Here is a 15790-nt window from a genome sequence, read left to right as displayed (position 1 = left end):
TCACACCTCGTCCAGCGACTTGCCCGCCAGCGCCGTGCGCACGCTCTTGTCCATGCGGCGGGCGGCGAATTCCTCGGTGCCCCTGGCCAGCGCCTGCACCGCACTGTGCAAGGCATCCTGGCGCTGGCCCGGCGCGGTCGACGTATCGTTCGACGCGCCCACCGCATCGCGCACCGCCTGCAACTGCTGGCCGATCGCGGCTTGCTCTTCTTGCGACAGCAGGTCGACATCGCCATCCAGCGCCGACTGCGTCGCCAGCAGGATACGCTCGGCCTCGACCTGCTCTTCGCGCAGCGCGCGCATCTGCATGTCGCCCGACGCCGACGAATAGGATTCCTGCAGCATGCGCGCCACGTCGTCGTCGGCCAGGCCATACGACGGCTTGACCGTGATCGACGCTTCCACGCCCGAGCGCATTTCGCGCGCCGCCACCGACAGCAGGCCGTCGGCGTCCACCTGGTAGGTCACGCGGATGCGCGCGGCGCCGGCCGCCATCGGCGGGATGCCGCGCAGCTCGAAGCGGGCCAGCGAACGGCAGTCCGACACCAGCTCGCGCTCGCCCTGCACCACGTGCACCGCCAGCGCGGTCTGGCCATCCTTGAAGGTCGTGAATTCCTGGGCGCGCGCCACGGGAATCGTCGAATTGCGCGGGATGATCTTCTCGACCAGGCCGCCCATCGTCTCGATACCCAGCGACAGCGGAGTCACGTCGAGCAGCAGCCAGTCGTCGCCTTCAGCGCGGTTGCCGGCCAATTGGTCGGCCTGGATCGCGGCGCCCAGCGCCACCACGCGGTCCGGGTCGATATTGGCGTGCGGGATGGTCTGGAAGAATTCGGAGACCGCGCGGCGCACATGCGGCATGCGGGTCGCGCCGCCGACCATCACCACGCCGTCGACATCGTCGGCACTGACGTTCGCATCGCGCATCGCCTTGCGGATCGCGTTCATGGTCTTGCCGACCAGGTGCTTGGTGATCTCGAAGAAGACTTCCGCGGTGACCGTCACCTGTACCAGCTCGCCCGACTTCAGGATCGCCTCGACGGTGGTTTCTTCATTGGTCGACAGCAGTTCCTTGGCCTGGCGCGCCTTGACCATCAGGGTCGCGGTGTCCTGTTCGGACAGCGGCGCCAGCTTGGCCTGCTCGGTGATCCAGCAAAACAACCTATGGTCGAAATCGTCGCCGCCCAGGGCCGAGTCGCCGCCGGTCGACAGCACCTCGAACACGCCCTTCGACAATTTGAGGATCGAGATGTCGAAGGTGCCGCCGCCCAGGTCATAGACCGCGTAGACGCCTTCCTTGCCATGGTCGAGGCCATAGGCGATGGCGGCGGCGGTCGGCTCGGACAGCAGGCGCAGCACGTTCAGGCCGGCCAGCTGGGCCGCGTCCTTGGTGGCCTGGCGCTGGGCGTCGTCGAAGTAGGCCGGGACGGTGATCACGGCGCCGACCAGGTCGTCGCCCAGCGAATCCTCGGCGCGCTGGCGCAGTGTCGCCAGGATCTGGGCCGAGACCTCGACCGGGCTTTTCACGCCGGCGACGGTGTTCAGCTGCACCATGCCCTGGCCGTCGACGAAGTCGTAGGGCAGGTTCTCGGCGTGGGCGATGTCGGCCAAGGCCCGGCCCATGAAGCGCTTGACCGAGACGATGGTGTTCTTGGGGTCAGTGGTCTGGTGCACGCGCGCCTTGTGGCCGATGTTCGCGTGACCGTTCGGCAGGTAGCGCACGATCGACGGCAGCAAGGAACGGCCCTCTTCGTCGCTGAGCACTTCGGGGCTGCCGCTACGGACGGTGGCGACGAGCGAGTTGGTGGTGCCCAGGTCGATGCCCACGGCCAGGCGATGCTGGTGCGGGGCGGTGGACATGCCGGGTTCGGCGATTTGGAGGAGTGCCATAGTCGTGATACCAATATTGTTTTTCTGCGCCGGGTCGGTGCGACCGCTATTCTACGCGGGGATGCGCTGCGGCGTCGCCTGGGGGGGGCTGGCGCCCCACCCGTCACGCGTCGATCGCTTCGAAGGCGTACTGCACTTCGTCGCCGAATTTATCGAGGAACATCAGGCCGCGCACGCCTTGCGCGGCGCCGCTGAAGTCGCCCGCGTCCAGCTGGCTCGCAACGGCTGCCAGCATGTTCTTGCGCTCGCTGCGCAGCTGCGCGTCGAGGCGGTCGAGCGCGATCGCATCCCTGGCGGCGCGCGCATCCTCGAGCTCTTCACGCCATTCCATCTGCTGCATCAGGAAGGCGGGCGGCATCGCCGTATTCGACTCGGTCTGCAGGTCAACGCCGTTCAGTTCGCACAAATACTGGGCGCGCTTCTGCGGGTTGCGCAGGGTTTGATAGGCCTCGTTGGCGCGGGTCGCCCACTGCATCGCGACGCGCTTTTCAGCGTCGGTTGCGTTGACGAAACGGTCAGGGTGGACGCGGCCCTGGACTTCGCGATAAGCCGAGTCGAGGGCATCCTGGTCGACCTCGAAACGGGCCGGCAGCTGGAAAAGGTCGAAGTGATTCTGCATCGGCTCAGATAATCGGCTTAAATACGGAAGCTCTCGCCGCAGCCGCAGTTGTCCTTGACGTTCGGGTTGTTGAAGCGGAAGCCTTCGTTCAGTCCCTCGCGGGCGAAATCGAGCTCGGTGCCATCGATATAGGCCAGGCTTTTCGGGTCGACGAAGACCTTGACGCCATGCGACTCGAACACCGCGTCTTCGGCGGCGCTCTCGTCGACGTATTCGAGCTTGTAGGCCAGGCCGGAGCAGCCGGTGGTGCGCACACCGAAACGCAAACCGATGCCCTTGCCCCGGCGTTCGAGGTAACGGTTGACGTGCTTCGCGGCTTTTTCGGTCAGGGTGATTGCCATGTGCTTCTCCAGCTCAGTTCTACAAAAATAATTACGCTGCTGCCTTCTCGTGCTTCGCCTTGTAGTCGGCGACGGCGGCCTTGATCGCGTCTTCGGCCAGGATCGAGCAGTGGATCTTGACTGGCGGCAGTGCCAGTTCTTCGGCGATCTGCGTGTTCTTGATCGCCAGCGCTTCGTCCAGACTCTTGCCCTTCACCCATTCGGTGATCAGCGAGCTCGATGCGATGGCCGAACCGCAGCCATAGGTCTTGAACTTCGCGTCTTCGATCAGGCCCTGGTCGTTGACCTTGATCTGCAGTTTCATGACGTCGCCGCAGGCCGGCGCGCCGACCATGCCGGTGCCGACGGCATCGTCGCCCTTGTCGAAGGCGCCGACGTTGCGCGGGTTCTCGTAGTGGTCCAGTACTTTGTCCGAATATGCCATGGTATTGCTCCCTATTGGGTAAGTGCGTTCTGTGTTAGTGGGCTGCCCATTGGATCGAATTGAGGTCGATCCCTTCCTTGAACATGTCCCACAGCGGCGACAGTTCGCGCAGTTTGCCGACCTTCGACTTGAGCAGCTCGACGGCGAAGTCGATCTCTTCTTCGGTGGTGAAGCGGCCGATGGTGAAGCGGATCGAGCTGTGCGCCAGTTCGTCGCTGCGGCCCAGGGCGCGCAGCACGTACGACGGTTCCAGGCTGGCCGAGGTGCAGGCCGAACCGGACGACACGGCGATATCCTTGACCGCCATGATCAGCGACTCGCCTTCGACATAGTTGAACGAAACGTTCAGGTTGTGCGGCACGCGGTGGTCCATGTCGCCGTTGATATACACCTCTTCGATCTCGAGCAGGCCCTTGGCCAGGCGGTCGCGCAGCGCGCGCACCTTGACCAGTTCGCTCTCCATCTCTTCTTTCGCTATGCGGAAGGCTTCGCCCATGCCCACCAGCTGGTGGGTCGGCAGGGTGCCCGAACGCAGACCGCGCTCGTGGCCGCCACCGTGCATCTGCGCTTCGAGGCGCACGCGCGGCTTGCGGCGCACGTACAGGGCGCCGACGCCTTTCGGGCCGTAGACCTTGTGCGCGGTGAAGGTCATCAGGTCGACTTTCGATTTCTCGAGGTCGATGTGGACCTTGCCGACCGCTTGTGCGGCGTCGCAATGGAAGATGATGCCTTTCGAGCGGCACAGTGCAGCCAGCTCTTCGATCGGCTGGACCACGCCGATCTCGTTATTGACCAGCATGACCGAGACCAGGATGGTGTCTGGACGCAGCGCCGCCTGCAGCTGCTCGACGGTGATCAGGCCGTTGTCTTGCGGCTCGAGATAGGTGGCCTCGAAGCCCACGCGCTCGAGCTCGCGCACGGTGTCGAGCACCGATTTGTGTTCGGTCTTGACCGTGATGATGTGCTTGCCCTTGGTCTTGTAGAACTGGGCGGCGCCCTTCAGGGCCAGGTTGTTGCTCTCGGTCGCGCCCGAGGTCCAGATGATCTCGCGCGGATCGGCGCCGACCATGTTCGCGACGTTCTGGCGCGCTGCTTCGACCGCGGCTTCGGCGCTCCAGCCATAGGCGTGGCTGCGCGAAGCCGGGTTGCCGAACTGCTCGCGCAGGAACGGGATCATGGCATCCGCGACGCGTGGATCGACCGGCGTGGTGGCCGAGTAGTCCAGGTAGATCGGGAAATGGGGCGCAGTCGCGAAGCTCTGCTCGGTTTTCTTGTCCAAAGGCGCGTTCATCAATTCACTCCAGTAAGCTTCAATCCGCTGTTAATCTTGTCCGACGGCGCTTGTCCGACGGCGGCAGGGGCGCCACGGTGCACGTGCACGACGTTCTGTTCTTTTTGCCGCTGCTGGTCGACCAGGTCTTGCAGGGAGACCGAATCGAGGTAGTCGACCATCTTCTCGTTCAGCGTGGTCCACAGTTCGTGGGTCATGCAGCGGGCGCCATCGACGTGGGCGCCATGGCAATTCTCCTTGCCACCGCACTGCGTCGCATCGAGCGGCTCGTCGACGGCGATGATGATGTCGGCGACAGTCACCTTGCCCGCAGGCCTGGCCAGGCTGTAGCCGCCGCCCGGGCCGCGGATCGATTCGACGATCTCGTGGCGGCGCAGCTTGCCGAACAGCTGCTCGAGGTAGGACAGCGAAATGGCCTGGCGCTGGCTGATGCCTGACAGCGTGACGGGACCATTGCCTTGACGCATAGCAAGATCGATCATCGCGGTAACAGCAAAACGGCCTTTGGTGGTCAGACGCATTACAACCCCGGTCAATGTTAAAATATTCCTCTTGCCCAACTGTCCCGCAGCACACTACGACTTCCCTTGCGGGGCTGGTTAAAAACCCGATTAGTTGAACGATTTAGTCAAGTATAGCAAATCGCGGACATCTTGTCTTGGAGACCCCCAAAAACGGCCCAGGACCTCTTCCCTCTTTGGATCGACCGGCCCCATCGCCGCTGCTGCGCAGGACTTTTAACGTTTACGCAACAGTTCCATCGGCCCGAACAGCTGCTGCATGCCCTGGTGCCCGATGAAGCTCAGGTTGTAGGGATGCTCGGCCGCCGCATGTGGGAAGGCAGCCGTCTCCGGCAGTTTTTTCAGTTGTTCGGCAATCTTGCCCCACAAGACCAGGGTCGGCGGCCCAGGGCGTTCGGCCAGCGCCGCCAGCACGGTTTGCAGGAACGGCAGCCAGGCGCGCGCATCGATGGCCGGTGCGACATGTTTGCGGAACACCAGCGCCGCGTTCAGCAGCAGAAAGCCGCGAGCGTGCAGATTGTCCTGCAGTTCGGCCAAGGTCTGGATCGATCCATCACTGCGAGCCGCCTGCGCGATCGGCGCCAGGGCCGCGCCGCCGGTGGCGTCCGATTGCAGCCGGCCACCGGCCACCAGCAGCATCTTCATGAAGTTACGCAGCGAAGTCGCGCGGTTGACCGGCTTCGACAGGCCGGTCTCGCTCCACAATTGCCCGACCGCACCGTCCATGAAGCAGACGCCGGTCGCGCTCTCGGCGCGCGGATAAGGGCCCTCGCCCACCAGCACATAGCGGACCTTGTCCAGCGGCTGGGCGAAGGCGGCGAACAGGCGGTTTTCGGTCGGCACGTAGTCGTCGGCCGCCAGGGCCGGCAGGTAGCCGGGATTGGCGCGCATCACCGCCGCAAGACCGGATTCGAGGATGGGACGCCAGGAGGCGTCGGCCAGGGCGAGGGCTTGCAGGATGGGAGCGGGAATGGCGGAAATCTGCATGGCGAACTAGCAAGAGGAAAGAGGCGGATTGTAGCCCGCCTCATCGCCCTTGTCCGCCCTGTTACTCGGTATCCGGCTGGTGCGAAGGATGCGCCGCCTTGAACGCGGGCAGCTCGACGCACAGCGAATTGATGCGGTCGATGTTGGGATAGGCCGAGACGTCGATATTGAAGCGCTGCGCATTGAACACCTGCGGCACCAGGTAGCAGTCGGCGATGGTCGGATGGTCGCCGTGGCAGAACGGGCCGGCGCCCGGATCGCGCGCCAGGTGCGCCTCGAGCGACTGGAAGCCTTCGATGATCCAGTGGCGGTACCACTCGGTCTTGGCCTGGTCGGATAAACCCAGGTGCTTGACCAGGTAGTTCAGTACGCGCAGGTTGTTGACCGGATGGACGTCGCAGCCGATGATCTGGGCCAGCTCGCGCACGCGGCCGCGGCCCGGCGCATCCTTCGGCAGCAGCGGCGGCTCGGGATGGATCTCTTCGAGGTATTCGATGATCGCCATCGACTGGGTCAGGGTGATGCGGTCGTCCTGGAACGACGGCACCAGGCCGCTCGGATTGATCTTGCGGTAGTCGTCCTGCAGGTGCTGGCCGCCGTTCTTGAGCAGGTGCACGGGAATCGCGTCATACGCCATGCCCTTCAGGTTCAGCGCAATGCGCACCCGGTAGGCGGCCGAGCTGCGAAAATAGGTATAGAGCTTCATCGCTGCCTCTCATGGTAACGGGCCACCTCCTGGTCGATGGCCCCAAAGATGCTGGCGCCGCCGGCGTCCAGCATTTCGATGCGCACCGTGTCGCCGAATGCCAGGAACGGCGTTGCCGGCTTGCCCTGCTCGATGGTTTCGTACATGCGCACCTCGGCCAGGCAGCAGTAGCCGACACCGCCGTTCTCCACGCTCGAGCCGTGCAGGCTGCCCTGCTTGTTGGACACCGTGCCCGAGCCGATGATGCTGCCGGCGCACAGCTCGCGGGTGGCGGCCGCGTGTGCGACCAGCTGGGCGAAGCTGAAGGTCATGTCTTCGCCGGCGTTCGGACGGCCGAAGGCGGCGCCGTTGAGCGTGACCAGCAGCGGCAGGTGCAGCTTGCTGTCGTGCCAGGCGTCGCCCAGCTCGTCTGGCGTGACGGCGACCGGCGAGAAGGCGCTGGCCGGCTTGGACTGGTAGAAACCGAAGCCCTTGGCCAGTTCGTTCGGGATCAGGTTGCGCAGCGAGACGTCGTTGACCAGCATGACCAGGCGGATCGCGCCGGCCGCCCGTTCGATGCTGGCGCCCATCGGCACGTCGCCGGTGACGACCGCCACCTCGGCCTCGAGGTCGATGCCCCAGTCTTCGGACAGCACGGCGATTGGGTCGCAAGGGCCGACGAAGGAATCGCCGCCGCCCTGGTACATCAGCGGATCGGTGTAGAACGAGGCCGGCACCTCGGCATTGCGCGCCTTGCGCACCAGCTCGACGTGGTTGATATAGGCCGAACCGTCGGCCCACTGGTAGGCGCGCGGCAGCGGCGAATGGCATTCCTGCTCGATGAAGGATTCGGCGTTATCGGCATTGCCGTCGTTGAGCTGGTCGTAGACCTGCCGCAGGCGCGGCGCGACTGCATCCCAGTCGTCCAGGGCGGCCTGCAGGGTGTGCGCGATGTCGGGCACGGCTTGATACGTGACCAGGTCGCGGCTGACGACGACCAGCGTGCCGTCGCGGCCGCCGGTTTTGAGGGTGGCGAGTTTCATGGGCGATTCCTTCGATTCGATATTGCTGAGCAACCACCATTACAAATCAAAACGCACTATCATACAAACAGTATTTTCAACGCGATTTATCAGCTTATCTTATGAATCCCACGCTGCGCCAGATGCGCGCCTTCGTCGCCCTTGCCAAGACCGGCAATTTCACGCTTGCGGCGCAGGCGATGCACGTGACGCAGTCGGCCCTGTCCGGGCTGATCAAGGAGCTCGAACAGACCCTGGGCGCGCGCGTGGTCGACCGCAGCACGCGCAGGATCAGCCTGACCGATATCGGCCGCGAACTGTTTCCCCTATTTAGCCAGATGATCGATGACCTGGACGGTGCGCTGGCTAACGTGGCCGATCACACGCAGCTCAAGAAAGGGCTGGTGCGCGTCGCGGCGCCGCAGCTGCTGTCGTGCACCTTGCTGCCGCAGGCGATCGCGGCCTACCGGGCCGGCCATCCGGCGATCGAGGTACGCCTGAGCGATACCGAAGTCGAAGGCGTGATCGCGCGCGTATTGTCGGGCGAGGCGGATGTCGGCATCGGCCCCGAGCGCGTGCCGGCGCCGGCGCTGGAGGCGCGCGAGCTGTTCGAGATGCCGTTTGCCTTGGTATTTCCACAAGATCATCCGCTGGCCTCGCTACCGCGACTGACCTGGCGCGACGTGGAGAACCACCCGTTCATTTCGCTGCAGGGCCAATTTACGGAGCGGCTGCTCGACGATATGCATGCCTCGCTGCGCGAGACGCCCATCAAGCCGGCGCACGAGGTGACCTTCATGACCACCGCGCTGGCGATGGTCAGCGCCGGGCTCGGGGTGACGGTCTGCCTGCCCTATGCCGAACCGTTGGTAGAACTGCATGGCCTGGTGTTGCGGCCGCTGGACGAACCGGTGCTCACGCGGCGCTTTTTCGTCTATACGCGGCCCGGTCGCTCACTGTCGCCGGCGGCCGAGAGTTATATCAATTTCCTGTTTGGATATGTAAAACGGTCGCAACGCTGATGGCACATGCCGCGCTACAATGAACGGCATCTCTCCTCTGCCAGCTCTATACGATGTCCTACAACACGATCGCCATCAACCAACGGATGAACAAGTTCGACGGCCGCAAGCGCGTGTGGCTGTTCGGCTACGGTTCGCTGATCTTCAAGGCCGACTTCCCTTTCATCGACCGGCGCCCTGCCTATATCGGCGGCTGGTCGCGGCGCTTCTGGCAAGGTTCGCACGACCATCGCGGCACCGAGACGGCCCCTGGCCGCGTCGTGACCCTGGTGCCCGAGGCCGGCGCGCTGTGCCACGGCATGGCCTACCTGGTGACGCCCGAAGAATTCGCCCACCTCGACCACCGCGAAAAGAACGGCTACCTGCGGCTGGCGACCGAGATGCATTTCGACGACGGCAGCAGCGACGAGGGCATCGTCTATATCGCCACGCACGAGAACGAAGCCTATCTCGGCCCGGCCGACGAGCGCGATATCGCGCGCCAGATCGCCACGGCGCGCGGTCCGAGCGGTCCGAACAGCGAATACCTGCTGGGCCTGGCCCATGCCCTGCGCGAACTCGGCAAGCCCGATCCGCACGTGTTCGCGCTCGAGCGGCACCTGGCGGACTTTGGCGTTACGCAGCTGCGCACGTAATTTCCTGATCCTGTTCGATCGAGGACAGGACGTCCATTACCTTCGCGGCGCGCTGTTCCAGCGTGCCCGTCAACACCGTGTAAGCGATAGCCCGGCGCTCGAGATCTTCCAGCACCAGGCGCTGGATATGCGTGCGCCAGCCGGCGTTTTCGCGCACGCCGGGTTCTTCTTCATACGGAATGTCGTCGGCACAGACGAAATGGTGCAGGTAGCGGGTGCGGCAGTCGTCCGCGTAATGCAGCAGCGCGGGCGGGACCGGCTCGGTGACCTGGCCGAAGCACAGGCCGAGCAGCAGCGTGGTGAGCGCATTGGTGTCGACGAAGACCCATGGGGTGGATGCCTGCCTCACCGCCTCGTCCTCGGCATCGCGGTGCCGTTCGGCGATCTCGACATAATCGTCGGCCGTGAGCCTGCCCTGCTTTTCTTCCCAGATGAAGCGGCCGATTTCGGGGACGAAGCCGGCACCGAGCCGGTGCGCCAGATGCTGGGCCAGGGTCGATTTGCCGGTCGATTCCGCGCCGACGAAGACGACCATCCCGCCGTGCTGCTGCCGTGCCTTCATCCGCATCACCCTGGTATCCTGATCTTGAGACATTGGTTCAATCCAGCGCCCGCTGGCGCGATTCGGTATCGACGCACAGGATCGCCACCGCTCCCAGCAGCAAAAAGCTCGACAGCATCACCAGCGCCAGCGTGAAGTGCGTCGCCATCACCGGTGCGACGATCGCCGGCGCGAACAGGCCGCCGAAGCGCGCGACGGCGCCGGCCATGCCCATCCCGCTGGCGCGCAGCCGGGTCGGATACACCTCGGGCGTGAACGCATACAGGGCGCCCCAGGTGCCGAGCAGGGCAAAGCTCATCAAGAGCGTCGAGCCCACCACCAGCGCGGTGGAACTGCCCAGGCTATAGCCCAGGCAGCCGACGCTACTCACCAGCAGGAAGCCGACCAGCGTCGGCTTGCGCCCCCAGCGCTCGACGCCATACGCGGCCAGCGCAAAACCAGGCAGCTGGACCAGCGCCAGCACGATCAGGAATGCCTGGCCGCGCATGAAGCCGAAGCCTTCGGCGCTCAAGCGGATCGGCAGGTAGACGAACACGCCGTAATAGGCGATCGAGATCAGCGCCCAAGACAGGAACAGGCATATGCTGCGACGGCGCAGGCCGTCCCGGAACAGCGAGAGCAGTGACGTAGGCTGCCTGCGCTCGGGCTGCAGCGGCGGGATGTCGACCTGGCGGCCATTGATCCTGGCGACCCGCGCCAGCACCGCGCGCGCTTCGTCCGGCTTGCCGCTGCGGTGCAGGTACATGGGCGACTCGGGAATATAGAAACGCAGGACCACCCCGACCAGGGCCGGCAGGCCGGTGACGAAGAAGATGACGCGCCAGGCGTCGTCGCCCCACTGTACCGCCCACAGCGCCAGCACGGCCAGGCAGATCGTGCCGAGCGCCCAGAACGATTCGAGTAGCACCAGCCAGCGGCCGCGCCGGTCGCTGGGCAGGAACTCGGCCATCATCGTGTAGTCGACCGGCAGGGTGGCGCCGACGCCGATGCCGGTCAGGAAGCGCAGCGCCAGCAGCCAGGTGAAGTCGGGCGCAAAGGCGGACGCCACGCCGAAGCAGGCGTCGATCACCACCGCCATCATCAGCACCGGACGGCGGCCGATGCGGTCCGCCAGCCGGCCGAACACGAAGGCGCCGATCAGCATGCCGACGAAGAACAGCGTTCCCGTCTGCAGGGCTTGCGGCACCGTCAAGCCGAAGGTCCTGGCGATCGACGGCGCAGAAAAACCGATCGACAGCACCTGCATGGCGTCTGCCAGCCAGACCAGGCCGAAGATCGTGAAGATACGGTACTGGAACTTGCCGACGCCGACCGCCTGCAGGCCATGCTCGACCGACACTGCCGGACCGCCCTGCCCGATACGATGCGCTGGATTACCGCCCTGCCCTGCGGGAACTGAGGTGACCATAGGATGTATGAGAATGCAACAAACGGCATTGTACGCTGGAGCCCGTATACACGCCCCAGGCACCTCCGGCTGCACCGCATTCCTAGAACAAATCCAGCTGCCCGGCTCCTTTTGTATCCCGTTTCTGCATCTGCGGCACCACCAGCGGCCGCCTGAACTGCGAGCCATCCAATCGACCGAACCGGCCGCGCAAATCCGCAAAGCCCAGCCGCTCGGACGCCTTCTCGAAGCGCTGCCGGATCAGGTCGGCCCACACGCCCTCGCCTTTCATGCGGGTCGCGAAATCGCTGTCGTAGTCTTTGCCGCCCCGCATCTCGCGGATGCGGTTCATCACCCGCTGCGCGCGGTCGGGGAAGTGGGCTTGCAGCCACTCCTGGAACAAGGGGTTCACCTCATGCGGCAGGCGCAGCACCGTATAGTGCGCGCCGACCGCGCCGGCGTCGCGCGCTGCCTCCAGGATGCGTTCGATCTCGGGTTCGGTCACGAAGGGGATGATCGGCGCTACGCTGACGCTGACCGGGATGCCGGCCTCGGTCAGGGTGCGAATGGTGCGCAGCCGCCGCATCGGAGCCGCCGCGCGCGGCTCCAGCGTGCGTGAAATCCCGGCGTCGAGCGTGGTGAGCGTGATTGCCGCGCACGCCATGCCTTTTTGCGCCATCGGCGCCAGGATGTCGATGTCGCGCTCGATCAGTGACGACTTGGTAATGAGCCCGGCCGGATGGCGGCACTCGGCCAGCACCTCGAGCACCGAGCGCGTGAGCTTGCGTTCGCGCTCGCACGGTTGATAGGCGTCGGTGTTGACGCCGATGGCGATATGCTCGGGCACGTAGCCGGGCTTGGCGAGCTCGCACCGCAGCAACTCGGGCGCGTTGACCTTGGCGAACAGGCGGCTCTCGAAATCGAGCCCCGGCGACAGGCCGAGGTAGCTGTGTGTAGGCCGCGCGAAGCAATAGATGCAGCCATGCTCGCAGCCGCGATACGGGTTCAGGGAGACGCTGAACGGGATGTCGGGCGAGGTATTGCGCGACAGGATGCTCTTGGCGATCTCGTCAGTGACCACGGTCTTGAACGCCGCCGGGCCGGCATCGTCGTCGATCGCCCAGCCGTCGTCGAAGCGCTCGCGGTCGTTGACCTCGTAGCGGCCTTGCAGGTTCGACACCGCCCCACGGCCCTTGCGCGCAAGCGGCGGCGCGGACGGAGCAAGGGCGACATGCCCGTCGTCGAACGGTTCACGGTGGATCGGATGATCGATAGTGCCCATGGCTGGCGCTCCAATACTGTATATTTATACAGTATCTTACGCCGCCCGCGCACCGAATTCAAGCGCGCACGTACGATGCCTGTTGCGAAACAAACCCATCGAAGGCATCCAGCAGCGCCTGGTAGCGCTCGCCGTCCCCTTCCAGCTGGGCCAGCGCCTGCGCAGCCGCCTCCAGGCTCGACAGCTGATGCGGCGCATGCGCCTTGCGGATACGGTAGTTCGACGGCGCCACATCGCTTAGCGCCAGCCGCGGCAACTGTTGCAAAGCCGGATTCAGGTACAGCATCTTGCGGCTCTTGCGCCAGGTGGCGTCCAGCACTACCAGCCGGAGTGCAGACGCGGGCAGCAGCGGCATTGACGGTGGCGCGGACAGGTTCCGGTCGTCCGGCGTGGCCGGATACAGCAACACCGGCGTGCGCCCATCCGCATGCAGCAGCCCGTCCAGCACGTCCGTATCGAAAGCCTCGCCAACCGCCAGCGCGCTGCCCGCCACGCAGAGGTGCAGCAGGCGCCCGCTGTTCTTGGCATTCCCGACCTCGAGCGGATGCAGCAACACCAGCAGGGATGCCTGCGGCGCCACCGGCGCGATCCACTGGCAAATGCAGGCCGTTTGCGCGCGCAGGCAAGTGGCGCACACGGGTCGCCTGGCAGCGGTCACGGCGCGGGAGTCCATCCGCCGCCCAGCGCCCGGTACAGGTCGACGTGCGCCGCCAGCAAGCTGGTATGCAGCTGCAGCGCATTCAGGTCGGCACTGAAGGCCGTGCGCTGCGCGTCGAGTTCTTCGAGATACGAAGCGTAGCCGTTGCGATAACGGTTGCGCGCCACCCGCAGCACCTCGCCGGCCGCCACCCGCCTCGCCTCGGCCTCCACCAGTTGCCGCTGCAGGCCGTCGATCGAAGCCAGCGCGTTATCTGTCTCGGCAAAGGCCGAGCGCACCACGGATTCATAGGTAAAGACAGCGCGGTCGCGCACCGTGCCCGCGATCTCGGCCTGGGCCCGCAGCCGCCCCGCATCGAACAGCGGCGCCAGCACGCTGCCGCCGATGCTCCACAACTCGGTCGGAGAGCGCAGCAGTTGCGACAGGCTGTGGCCCTGCGCGCCCACCGACGCGGTCAGCCGGATCGACGGCAGCAGCGCATCGCGCGCCACCGCCAAGCTGGCGTCGCTGGCGGCCACCAGGCGCTCGGCCTGGGCGATGTCGGGACGCCGGCGCAGCAGTTCGGACGGCAGCCCGGGCGCGGGCCGCGGCTCGCGCAATGCCGTCAATTCGGCGCCGCGCGCCACCGGGCCTGGACTGGCGCCGAGCAGTACGTTCAGCGCCTGCTCCTGCAGCGCGACCTGGCGCTCGAGCTGGGGCACGGTGGCGGCGGTCGAATGCAGCTCGGCCTCGGCCTGCGACATCTCCAGGCGCGAGCTGTAGCCGACCTCGAACTGGTGGCGCGCCAGTTCGAACGAGCGCTCGCGCGACTCCAGGGTCGCCCGCGCCAGCGCCAGCTGGGCGTCCAGGCCCAGCAAATTCAGGTAGCCGGAGGCCGTATTCGCCGCCACCGCCAGCGCCGCCGCCTCTAGCGCCGCCTCTTGCGACAGCGATTCGAAGCGCGCCGCCTCCACGCTGCCGGCGATACGGCCGAACAGGTCCAGCTCATAGCTGGCCTGCACCGCGCCGACGATCGAGGTGGTCTCGACCGGCTCGCCGAACGGTCCGATCGCGCGCGAACGGGTTGGACCCAAGGACAGGCTCAATGCCGGCAGGCGCGCGCTGTCGGCCACGCGGATGCGCGCCTGGTATTCCTGCAGGCGCGCTCGCGCGATCCTCAAGTCGCTGTTGTTGTCGAGCGCACGCCGCACCAGCGTATCGAGCACCGGGTCGCCGAAGGCACGCCACCAGTCGCGATCGACGCTGGTGCTGTCCCCTGCACTGTCGCCGGCGCCGGCCGTGCGCCATGCCGGCGGCACGGTCAGGGAAGGCTCCGGCGCCGGCTGCGGCGCCATCGCGCAAGCCGACAGCAGCAGCGGCAGCACCGCAAGCGCCAACGCACGCCGGCTCACCGTGCGGCCCCGACTTGCGCGGTATCGATCGTCGTCACCACCGACATGCCCGGCCGCAGGCGCTGGGCCAGCGGCTGGTTCGCATCGATGCTGATCCGCACCGGAATCCGTTGGGCGATCTTGACGAAGTTGCCGGTCGCGTTATCGGGTGCGATCACCGAGAACTCCGAGCCGGTCGCCGGCGAGATGCGTTCGACGTGGCCGCGCAGCCGCGCATTGCCCAGGGCGTCGACGGTAAACGTCACCGGCTGGCCGACGGCGACATTGGCCATCTGCGTTTCCTTCATGTTCGCGATCACCCACATCGTGCTCGGCACCAGGGCCGTCAGCTGCGCGCCCGCGTTCACGTAGGCGCCCTGGCGCACCGTCACCTGGCCCAGCTGGCCGTCGCGCGGCGCGGTGATATGGGTGTTGGCCATGTCGATCTCGGCCAGCTTCACGGCCGCCTCGGCATTGGCCACCGACGCCTCGAGCGCGGCGCGGTTGACGTCGACCGAGCGCAGGTTCTGGCGCGCGATCTCGAGCGCGGCGCGCGACTGGTCGCGCGAGGCACTGGCTTGCGCCTGGGTGGCGCGCGCGGCGTCGAGTTCGCGCGTCGACAGCGAGCCGTCGGCCGCCAGTTCTTCCACGCGGCGCAGGTCGGCTTGCGCGCGCCGGGCCTGCGCCTCGTTCGATGCCAGCAATGCCTGGTTCTGCGCAATCGTGGCGCGCGCGCTGGACTGGCTTTGCGTGAAATTGCTGAGCGCTGCGTGGCGATTGGCCAGTTCGGCGCGCGCCTGCGCCAGGCGCTGGGTCGGGATGCGCTCGTCGATGCGCATCAAGAGCTCGCCCTCTTTCACGTGCTGGAAATCCTGCACCCGCACCTCGACCACATAGCCGCTCAGTTGCGGGCTGATGATCGTCACCTGGCCGCGCACCAGCGCGTTCTCGGTGCTTTGCAGGGTGCTGCGAAACGGCGGCAGGTTCCAGGCATACAGCACGATGAGCACGCCGGCGATGGCGATGGCGCCAAACGCGAGCGCGCTCAGCAGGATGCGACGGGAACGGTTGGGGACGGTCGATGGCTCTGGCAT

At 65.9% G+C, this 15790-nt stretch carries 17 protein-coding genes; 2 read left to right on the top strand and 15 right to left on the bottom strand.

Annotated features, from left to right (window positions below; genetic code table 11):
• The 9 genes from hscA to E8M83_RS00135 form a co-directional block, all read right to left on the bottom strand.
• Positions 1 to 1890: a Fe-S protein assembly chaperone HscA gene (gene hscA / locus E8M83_RS00175; protein WP_137171370.1), complete on the bottom strand. Its 1890-nt coding sequence runs from the start codon at positions 1888 to 1890 to the stop codon at positions 1 to 3.
• A 103-nt stretch (positions 1891 to 1993) separates the two neighbouring features.
• Positions 1994 to 2509 (bottom strand): Fe-S protein assembly co-chaperone HscB, encoded by a 516-nt coding sequence (hscB, locus tag E8M83_RS00170; RefSeq protein ID WP_137171369.1) that lies wholly within the window; start codon positions 2507 to 2509, stop codon positions 1994 to 1996.
• A gap of 17 nt (positions 2510 to 2526) precedes the next feature.
• Positions 2527 to 2850 (bottom strand): iron-sulfur cluster assembly protein IscA, encoded by a 324-nt coding sequence (gene iscA / locus E8M83_RS00165; protein ID WP_005666326.1) that lies wholly within the window; start codon positions 2848 to 2850, stop codon positions 2527 to 2529.
• 31 nt (positions 2851 to 2881) lie between these two features.
• The gene (gene iscU, locus E8M83_RS00160) at positions 2882 to 3274 is read right to left on the bottom strand and encodes a Fe-S cluster assembly scaffold IscU (RefSeq protein WP_005666324.1); all 393 of its coding nucleotides are present in this window, start codon (positions 3272 to 3274) and stop codon (positions 2882 to 2884) included.
• 34 nt (positions 3275 to 3308) lie between these two features.
• A complete protein-coding gene (locus E8M83_RS00155; RefSeq protein ID WP_137171368.1) occupies positions 3309 to 4565 on the bottom strand; it encodes an IscS subfamily cysteine desulfurase in 1257 nt (418 codons plus the stop codon).
• The gene (gene iscR, locus E8M83_RS00150; RefSeq protein WP_137171367.1) at positions 4565 to 5086 is read right to left on the bottom strand and encodes a Fe-S cluster assembly transcriptional regulator IscR; all 522 of its coding nucleotides are present in this window, start codon (positions 5084 to 5086) and stop codon (positions 4565 to 4567) included. The genes E8M83_RS00155 and iscR overlap by 1 nt, the downstream gene beginning before the upstream one ends.
• A gap of 216 nt (positions 5087 to 5302) precedes the next feature.
• Complete coding sequence (locus E8M83_RS00145; protein WP_137171366.1) at positions 5303 to 6073, bottom strand: uracil-DNA glycosylase; 771 nt, start codon at positions 6071 to 6073, stop codon at positions 5303 to 5305.
• A gap of 61 nt (positions 6074 to 6134) precedes the next feature.
• Positions 6135 to 6779: a maleylacetoacetate isomerase gene (maiA, locus tag E8M83_RS00140; RefSeq protein WP_137171365.1), complete on the bottom strand. Its 645-nt coding sequence runs from the start codon at positions 6777 to 6779 to the stop codon at positions 6135 to 6137.
• A complete protein-coding gene (locus tag E8M83_RS00135) occupies positions 6776 to 7801 on the bottom strand; it encodes a fumarylacetoacetate hydrolase family protein (protein ID WP_137171364.1) in 1026 nt (341 codons plus the stop codon). The genes maiA and E8M83_RS00135 overlap by 4 nt, the downstream gene beginning before the upstream one ends.
• A 101-nt stretch (positions 7802 to 7902) precedes the next feature.
• Here E8M83_RS00135 and E8M83_RS00130 point away from each other — a divergent pair, with 101 nt between their 5' ends.
• Complete coding sequence (locus tag E8M83_RS00130) at positions 7903 to 8802, top strand: LysR family transcriptional regulator (RefSeq protein ID WP_137171363.1); 900 nt, start codon at positions 7903 to 7905, stop codon at positions 8800 to 8802.
• Positions 8803 to 8855: 53 nt separating this feature from the next.
• Positions 8856 to 9437, top strand: a complete 582-nt coding sequence (locus E8M83_RS00125) for a gamma-glutamylcyclotransferase (protein ID WP_137171362.1) — start codon at positions 8856 to 8858, stop codon at positions 9435 to 9437.
• Here the strand turns inward: E8M83_RS00125 and E8M83_RS00120 are convergent.
• The 6 genes from E8M83_RS00120 to E8M83_RS00095 all read right to left on the bottom strand — a co-directional run bounded on the left by E8M83_RS00120 (position 9418) and on the right by E8M83_RS00095 (position 15790).
• On the bottom strand, positions 9418 to 10032 hold the full coding sequence (locus E8M83_RS00120; RefSeq protein ID WP_229491367.1) for an AAA family ATPase: 615 nt from the start codon (positions 10030 to 10032) through the stop codon (positions 9418 to 9420). The genes E8M83_RS00125 and E8M83_RS00120 overlap by 20 nt on opposite strands.
• Positions 10033 to 10036: 4 nt before the next feature.
• Entirely contained in the window at positions 10037 to 11407 is a 1371-nt protein-coding gene (locus E8M83_RS00115) for an MFS transporter (protein WP_229491366.1), read from the bottom strand.
• An 82-nt stretch (positions 11408 to 11489) separates the two neighbouring features.
• Positions 11490 to 12668 (bottom strand): PA0069 family radical SAM protein, encoded by a 1179-nt coding sequence (locus E8M83_RS00110; RefSeq protein ID WP_229491365.1) that lies wholly within the window; start codon positions 12666 to 12668, stop codon positions 11490 to 11492.
• Positions 12669 to 12726: 58 nt separating this feature from the next.
• On the bottom strand, positions 12727 to 13341 hold the full coding sequence (locus tag E8M83_RS00105; protein WP_137171361.1) for a tRNA-uridine aminocarboxypropyltransferase: 615 nt from the start codon (positions 13339 to 13341) through the stop codon (positions 12727 to 12729).
• Positions 13323 to 14717, bottom strand: a complete 1395-nt coding sequence (locus E8M83_RS00100; protein WP_137171360.1) for an efflux transporter outer membrane subunit — start codon at positions 14715 to 14717, stop codon at positions 13323 to 13325. Before E8M83_RS00100 ends, E8M83_RS00105 begins: the two co-directional genes overlap by 19 nt.
• A complete protein-coding gene (locus tag E8M83_RS00095; protein ID WP_137171359.1) occupies positions 14714 to 15790 on the bottom strand; it encodes an HlyD family secretion protein in 1077 nt (358 codons plus the stop codon). The genes E8M83_RS00100 and E8M83_RS00095 overlap by 4 nt, the downstream gene beginning before the upstream one ends.

The organism is Massilia sp. HP4, from assembly GCF_005222695.1.
Lineage (GTDB): Bacteria > Pseudomonadota > Gammaproteobacteria > Burkholderiales > Burkholderiaceae_D > Telluria.
This window is presented reverse-complemented; position numbering and strand designations above follow the sequence as displayed.

Excerpts from the sequence above, each read along its gene's own strand:
- E8M83_RS00125 (WP_137171362.1), top strand. The coding sequence starts at position 8,856 with ATGTCCTACAACACGATCGCCATCAACCAACGGATGAACAAGTTCGAC.
- E8M83_RS00095 (WP_137171359.1), bottom strand. The coding sequence starts at position 15,790 with ATGCCAGAGCCATCGACCGTCCCCAACCGTTCCCGTCGCATCCTGCTG.
- hscB (WP_137171369.1), bottom strand. The coding sequence starts at position 2,509 with ATGCAGAATCACTTCGACCTTTTCCAGCTGCCGGCCCGTTTCGAGGTC.
- E8M83_RS00105 (WP_137171361.1), bottom strand. The coding sequence starts at position 13,341 with ATGGACTCCCGCGCCGTGACCGCTGCCAGGCGACCCGTGTGCGCCACT.
- hscA (WP_137171370.1), bottom strand. The coding sequence starts at position 1,890 with ATGGCACTCCTCCAAATCGCCGAACCCGGCATGTCCACCGCCCCGCAC.
- E8M83_RS00130 (WP_137171363.1), top strand. The coding sequence starts at position 7,903 with ATGAATCCCACGCTGCGCCAGATGCGCGCCTTCGTCGCCCTTGCCAAG.
- E8M83_RS00120 (WP_229491367.1), bottom strand. The coding sequence starts at position 10,032 with ATGTCTCAAGATCAGGATACCAGGGTGATGCGGATGAAGGCACGGCAG.
- iscA (WP_005666326.1), bottom strand. The coding sequence starts at position 2,850 with ATGGCAATCACCCTGACCGAAAAAGCCGCGAAGCACGTCAACCGTTAC.
- E8M83_RS00115 (WP_229491366.1), bottom strand. The coding sequence starts at position 11,407 with ATGGTCACCTCAGTTCCCGCAGGGCAGGGCGGTAATCCAGCGCATCGT.
- iscR (WP_137171367.1), bottom strand. The coding sequence starts at position 5,086 with ATGCGTCTGACCACCAAAGGCCGTTTTGCTGTTACCGCGATGATCGAT.
- E8M83_RS00135 (WP_137171364.1), bottom strand. The coding sequence starts at position 7,801 with ATGAAACTCGCCACCCTCAAAACCGGCGGCCGCGACGGCACGCTGGTC.
- iscU (WP_005666324.1), bottom strand. The coding sequence starts at position 3,274 with ATGGCATATTCGGACAAAGTACTGGACCACTACGAGAACCCGCGCAAC.
- maiA (WP_137171365.1), bottom strand. The coding sequence starts at position 6,779 with ATGAAGCTCTATACCTATTTTCGCAGCTCGGCCGCCTACCGGGTGCGC.
- E8M83_RS00110 (WP_229491365.1), bottom strand. The coding sequence starts at position 12,668 with ATGGGCACTATCGATCATCCGATCCACCGTGAACCGTTCGACGACGGG.
- E8M83_RS00145 (WP_137171366.1), bottom strand. The coding sequence starts at position 6,073 with ATGCAGATTTCCGCCATTCCCGCTCCCATCCTGCAAGCCCTCGCCCTG.
- E8M83_RS00155 (WP_137171368.1), bottom strand. The coding sequence starts at position 4,565 with ATGAACGCGCCTTTGGACAAGAAAACCGAGCAGAGCTTCGCGACTGCG.